The sequence below is a fragment of the Novosphingobium sp. FKTRR1 genome (genome assembly GCF_020404405.1).
In the GTDB taxonomy this organism is placed as follows: domain Bacteria; phylum Pseudomonadota; class Alphaproteobacteria; order Sphingomonadales; family Sphingomonadaceae; genus Novosphingobium.
The window spans coordinates 136,089-142,649 of the sequence record NZ_JAIZDA010000009.1 but is presented as its reverse complement, the minus strand read 5'-3'; the positions used below and the strand labels follow the sequence as shown (position 1 = coordinate 142,649).

Below are 6,561 nucleotides of genomic sequence, written 5' to 3'. Positions count from 1 at the left end.
CCCGCACCTTCCCGCATATGCTTGCGGCGAGCGGTATCAGTCCAGGGCATGTGCTTCCTCCATCGTCTCGACAACGACGCTGAATCACAACCTACTGATATCGCTCAACCACTTTTCGCTCGGGCTCTAAGTGAAGTTAAGGCTCTCGATCCGCGTCGCGTCGAAATACTCTCCATTGCGGAGACGGGAAGTGATGCCGGAATTGGTGATTGGGTCCGCTCAAAAACGGATGGGCTTGGCGCTGACATCTTCGTTGACGCGGTTGGACCGGGGGCGCCGCACACCACATCGATGAACTGCATCGACGCACTCCGCCGTGGTGGCCGCATGGTCAATATCGGCGGAATGAGTGAGCCTCTCCCGCTCCACATGTTCAAGATGATGTGCTTCCAGATCAGCGTTATTGGGTCGCTCTGGTTCGACACCGCTGAGGGACAGGACATGGTCGAGATGGCGGCTGCTGGCACTCTGGATCTGTCGGTCTTCCGCCACAAAACGTTCGGTCTCAATCAGATCAATGAAGCTCTGGATGAGGTCGAAAACCGGCACGGTGGTTTCACCAACGTCGTGATCAAGCACGGATAAATATCATGACGATACGGCGCGTCCTGGCCAGCAATGTTGGCGGCAAATCGCAGGTGATTGATGATACCTCAGGTATCTCTAACGCCTTTGAGCATGTGCGTGGCTTTGACCCCGCTCTGCTTTGGAAAACTGCCCCAGGCGCACAAGTTGCGGTGGTGCAATCTCCTCGGTCGGGCCAAAATGTCCTCCCTGTTCCAGGCGAAACTAGTCTGCTGATCGTTACGTTTCCGCCAGACGGAAACATGATGGACATCGCGGACCCTGCGGCGGCTGGTGCTGAATATCTTCAAAGAATCCCTGGACTCGCTGAAAAGTTCGAGCCCGAAAACCCCGGCATGCACCGAACCGAAACCACTGATTACGGTATCGTCCTAGAGGGCGAAGTCGTGTGCATGTTCGACAACGGGGAAGTTACCCTGAAAGCTGGCGACGTGCTGGTTCAGGATCACACTCGACACGGGTGGAGCAACCGTACCAATGCTCCTGCCAAAGTGGCATTTGTTTTGATTGGTTGAGGCTTTGAGCCTCTAAAGTTCAACTATACGAGGGAGGAGAGCATGAAGAAGATCCTGTTAGGCCTAAGCGTGTCCACAACTGCCATGCTAGCATTTAACACCGCTGCGTTTGCTCAGGAGACTGCCGCTACTGCCAGCGGGGAATCCGAAGCCGCATCAAGCTCCGATAATGGCGACATCGTGGTGACGGCCCAGCGTAAGTCCGAGAAGCTGCAGAACGTTGGCATCGCTGTTTCTGCATATTCTGGGGAGGCACTCCGCACCCAAGGCGTTACCGCCACCATCGACATTGCCAAGTTCACCCCGGGCGTTAGCGCATCCGGAACGCTCGGCGGTCAGGGCATGCAATTCTCTATCCGCGGCGTAACGCAGAGCGATTATAACGACGCTATCGAAGCGCCTGTCGCTGTATACGTCGATGACGTTTATATCTCGTCGCAGCAAGGTCAGGGCATGGCCCTCTATGACATGCAACGCGCCGAGGTTCTCAAGGGACCGCAAGGCACACTGTTTGGCCGCAATGCGACAGGCGGCCTTGCCCATTTCATCGTCAACAAGCCTGAACTGGGCGTTACAACCGGCTACATGAATGCCGGCTACGGCAGCTATAATCAGACGAAGTTGGAAGGTGCAATCAACCTCCCGCTTGGCGACACACTTGCTGTTCGCGCCTCGGGCTTCTGGAACCGCCATGATGCGGTGTGGAAGAACGTCAATCCTGCGGGTGTCGCCACGGGCGCGCCGCTGAACTTCGGTCCGGCTGGCGTTAGCCCGGCCGGGCAGGACCTTGGTGGTGAAGATGCGCTTGCTGGCCGATTGCAGATTCTGTGGCAGGTCTCGGATGCAGTAACTGCCCGTCTTACCGGCTCGATCTTCCGTCAGAACCTCTCCGAGTCTCCGTGGACGTCTGCTGCTGTTGTACCGGAAGTGGACGCACAAGGCCGCGTTGTCGGGTCGATTTATGCTTCGCCAACCGAAACGCGCGCTGCCATTGGGCCAAACGGACAGAATTATTTCAATCCGGCCGTCCTGCCTTTCCAGGGCTTTCTTTTCAGCCCGAACAATGACGGCCACCGTGCCCCCGGCGCGAGCTGGTTCGGTTACACGCCGGTCAACATCGAAAATCGCACGCTGTCCAAGGACTTTGCCCTCAGCAACCTGAACCAATTCCGGGCATACAATGTCGCGTTACACCTCGATGCCGACCTTGGCTGGGCACAGCTCGCTTCAGTGACCGCGTGGTCGCAGTACCGCAAAGTCTTTATGCTCGATGCCGACGGGTCTCCTGTGAACGGCTTCGCTTTCGGTACCAAATCGAACATCAAGACGATCTCGCAGGAACTGCGCTTGTCTGGTGAAACCGGCAATTTGTCGTGGACTACAGGCGCCTATTTTCTGAACATCAAGGCCCCCAACGCGCAAGGGTTGCTTGCTCCCAAGGGGTCGGCGCTTTCAGCTGTGTTCGGCATGGCCGCTACCGGCGTAGACCCGATGAGCGTGTTCACGCTCAAGACAACATCTGGCTCGCTCTTCGGACAAGCGAATTGGAATTTCGCCCCCAAGCTGACCTTGGTGGTCGGTGGTCGCCTCATTCGCGAGCATCAGGAATATGACTTCTCTTCGGGTGGCTACCTGAATGAGAACGACTATACCGTGGACACGGGCACGCTGCTGTTTCCGCTTCAACCCAGCTTCACGGATCGCCGCACCAATACTCTTTGGGCCGGCAAGGCGCAGCTGGAATACCGTCCCATTACAGGGCTTCTGGTTTATGGTGGCGTCAACCGCGGCGTGAAAGCTGGCAGCTACAACGGCAAGCTGTTTGACGGCACGCCGGCGCTGGCTCCAAGTCAGATTCCCTATAAGCCGGAAGTACTGACCTCGTTGGAAGGCGGCTTCAAGTACACCGGTCCGGGTGGCGCATACACGCTGAATGGGACCTTCTTCCACTACAGCTACAAGAACTACCAGTCGTTCGTTTTCTCTGACATTTCCGGTTTCGTCCAGAACCGCGATGCTCGGACCAATGGCGTAGAACTGGAGGCCACTTTCCGCCTCCTCGACAGTATCCGCGTTGGGCTGAATGGTTCCTATGTCGATGCAAAGGTCAAAGACCTGCAAATCGCGCCTGGGGTCTTCCGGGATACTCGTCCGACCTACACGCCAAAATACTCAGGCAGTGCCAATGTCCGGTACACCTACCCCAATCCAGTGCTGGGAGGAGAGCTCGGGTTCGGGGCAATGGTCTCGTATCAGTCCAGCTTCTACCAGAACGCGCGAAACTTCGCTTCGCAGTTGTTTGATAGCCGGACGCTTGTGGACCTCTCAGCTGACTGGAACTTCAATTCCGGCCTGAGCCTGTCCGCCTATCTGCGCAACCTGACCGACAAGCGCTACAAGCAGGTCGGTCTTGATCTCGGCACGGGCTGCGGGTGCAATCTTGAAGCTTACGGGATGCCTCGCACCTGGGGCGTCTCCGTCGGCTACAAGTTCTAACATGCAAGGGGTGTCTCTCATCGAGAGACACCCCGGTTGCGGCTGCACTCTGCCGCGCATGAAGACCAGTTGTTGATGAAGCGGAGTGGGTAGCCCACCTTCAATCTAACACTCTAGTATGCTAATGCGACAAGGTCCCGACCATGCCAATTGCAACAATCTGCGCTTCCCACTCGCCACTCATGCATGAGGGTGAAGCGGATCAGGAAACCAAGGATGACGTTCGGGAGGCATTTGCTTCACTGACCTCCTTTGTCGCAGACTTCTCTCCAGATCTGATCGTGATGTTCTGGCCAGATCACTTCAACAGCTTCTTCTACGATTTGATGCCGCCCTACTGCCTTGGTATCAGTGCACGTTCCATAGGAGACTGGGATACTCGGGCTGGTGAGCTGCCGGTTCCGTCCGAGGACGCCTCAGATCTACTCTCCCAACTTCTGTGTAACGGCGTCGATATGGCATCGTCACGGCGAATGTCGGTGGATCATGGCGCTGTCCAGATCTGGGAGGAGATGTTCGGCCAAGACAATCCCTATCCTGCCCCCATCATTCCAATCTTCATAAATTGCTCGGCGCCGCCTGTTCCTGAGTACCAGCGCGTGCGGCAACTCGGCCAACTGGTAGGCAAATGGGCTTGCCGTACCGGGAAGCGGGTGCTTATCGCCGGCTCAGGCGGGCTCTCTCATGATCCGCCAACTCCCGAAATCTCAACTGCTCCGGATGAAGTTCGAGAACGGCTCATTTCAGGTCGGAATCCCACGCATGAGGCGATGGCTGCACGTAAGGCTTTCGTCCTCGAAGCCGGGGCTGCCGCTGCGAAGGGCTTGCCGCCCTGCATGCCGCTAAACCCTGCCTGGGATGCTCAAGTTCTGGAGATCATGTCCAGTGGCAAACTGAGCGAATTCGACGCATTCAGGCCGAGGCAAGTCCGGGAGATCGCCGGTCGAGGCGCCAACGAGATCCTCACCTGGGTAGCGGCACTGTCGGCCCAGGCGGCGGCTGGTGACTACGAGTCCGCATTCCAATTCTACCGAGCTGTCGATGGCTGGATCGCCGGCATGGGCATGATCGCGTGCCGGTCGAGCCAGTCCTGAACCCGATACAATAATTCAGAAAATCTCGGAGATTTTTCCATGAACAAAGGCCACTTCGATACGGATGTGCTGATTGTTGGATCCGGCCCCACCGGAACCACGACAGCTCTGGCACTGGCCACCTACGGAATTCGCTCTCACGTCGTGTCGATGTGGAACTGGCTTGCTCACACGCCCAGGGCACACATCACCAATCAGCGGGCAATGGAGGTGTTTCGTGACCTTGGCTTTGAAGACCAGGTCTTGGAACAGGCCACGGCATGGGAGATGATGGGTGATACGCCCTATACGACCAGTCTTGCAGGCGAGGAACTGATCCGCCAGCGCTCTTGGGGCACCGGTGACAAGCGCAAGGGCGAATACCTTCAGGCCAGCCCTTGCGGTCTCGTCGATATTATCCAGCCGAAAATTGAGCCGATCCTGCTCAAGAACGCTGCGGAACGCGGAGCTTCATTCGCCTTCAACACCGAATACCTTCGGTTCGAAGAAGACACTGACGGCGTAACTGTATTTCTGCGGGAGCGGTTGACTGGCCGCGAGTACACTATGCGAGCACGATATCTTGTCGGTGCTGATGGAGCCCGCTCATCTATCGCAGAACAGCTTGATCTCCCGATCGAAGGCCAAATGGCTCGCGCGGGCACTGTCTACACCCTGTTTGATGCAGATCTCACCCGGTATGTCGAACATCGTCCTAGCATCCTGAACTGGATCGTTAGCCCGGACGCCAGCTTCGGTGAAATCGGCATGGGCCTGCTGCGGGCTGTAACGCCATGGACCCGCTGGATTGCAGGTTGGGGTTTCGACATCAGCAAGGGGGATCCTGATCTCTCGGACGACTTCGTCATCAATCGCATTAAAACGCTGATCGGTGACCCTGAAGTCGATGTGAACCTGATCAATACGTCCGTTTGGTATGTAAATCAGGCGTATGCGACCAAGTATTCACATAGCCGCGTCTTTTGCGGTGGCGATGCCGTTCACCGGCATCCGCCCTCCAGCGGCCTCGGTCTGAATACCTGCGTTCAGGACGCCTTCAACCTCGCATGGAAGCTGGCCTATGTTACTCATGGTTTCGCTGGCCCGGAGCTGCTGGAAACCTACAGCGTGGAACGCGCTCCCGTCGGTAAGCAGATTGTCCAGAGAGCAAACCAGTCGCGCCTCGACTATGCTCCGCTGAATGCTTGCTTCCGGGTCCCGGGCGCAGAGAACCCGGTTCACGAGGGCATCAAGCGTTTCCGTGATCCCGGACCGGATGGCATGGCCGCTCGGAAGGCCGTTCTCGATGCACTTCGTCTCAAAGACACGGAGTTCAATGCCCTCGGTCTGGAACTAAACCAGCGCTATAATTCCTCAGCCGTTGTCTCGGACGGAACGGGCGCAGAAGTGTCGGACCGGGACCCCGTTCTCCATCTGAACCCAACGACCCGGCCAGGTGCCAAACTGCCTCATGCTTGGCTGGTCGGCAGGACCGGCAGGCGTGTGTCTACCCTCGACATAGTCGGAAAGGGTATGATGACGTTGATCACCGGATTGTCGGGTGACGCTTGGGCCGCTGCAGCCGAGCGCCTGTCATTGCCGTTTCTCAAGACTGTCGTCATCGGGGCACCTGAATATCAGGATCTATATTGCGACTGGCAGGAAGCTCGCGAGATCGATGAAGACGGTGTGATCCTCGTTCGTCCAGACGGATACGTGGCTTGGCGCAAGCTTGCGGGCGTCTCTTCAACCGATGAAGCTGAAGCCATGCTTCGAGAAGTGCTCAGTGCAGCACTCTCACAGGCACCTGGCAAAGAGCAAGGTGGTGCCTACCGTCCCAACTTCGGCCCCCACCTGTTCGGCTGAATTTTTCGCCTGCGGGACAGGCTAAA

General features: G+C 57.2%; 5 protein-coding genes. All 5 read left to right on the top strand.

Translation table 11 applies throughout. The features are described from left to right. The coding region (locus LDN95_RS11105) for a zinc-binding dehydrogenase (RefSeq protein ID WP_226017738.1) at positions 1-585 on the top strand (585 nt) is incomplete at its 5' end. A 5-nt stretch (positions 586-590) separates the two neighbouring features. Then, positions 591-1,100, top strand: a complete 510-nt coding sequence (locus LDN95_RS11100; protein ID WP_226017737.1) for a cupin domain-containing protein — start codon at positions 591-593, stop codon at positions 1,098-1,100. A 42-nt stretch (positions 1,101-1,142) separates the two neighbouring features. Then, the gene (locus LDN95_RS11095; protein ID WP_226017736.1) at positions 1,143-3,596 is read left to right on the top strand and encodes a TonB-dependent receptor; all 2,454 of its coding nucleotides are present in this window, start codon (positions 1,143-1,145) and stop codon (positions 3,594-3,596) included. Positions 3,597-3,739: 143 nt separating this feature from the next. After that, positions 3,740-4,690 carry a 3-carboxyethylcatechol 2,3-dioxygenase gene (locus LDN95_RS11090; RefSeq protein WP_226017735.1) on the top strand — a complete coding sequence of 317 codons (951 nt, stop codon included), beginning with the start codon at positions 3,740-3,742 and terminating at the stop codon, positions 4,688-4,690. A 39-nt stretch (positions 4,691-4,729) separates the two neighbouring features. Then, positions 4,730-6,535: an FAD-dependent monooxygenase gene (locus tag LDN95_RS11085; RefSeq protein ID WP_226017734.1), complete on the top strand. Its 1,806-nt coding sequence runs from the start codon at positions 4,730-4,732 to the stop codon at positions 6,533-6,535. The last annotated feature ends 26 nt before the right edge of the window (positions 6,536-6,561 follow it).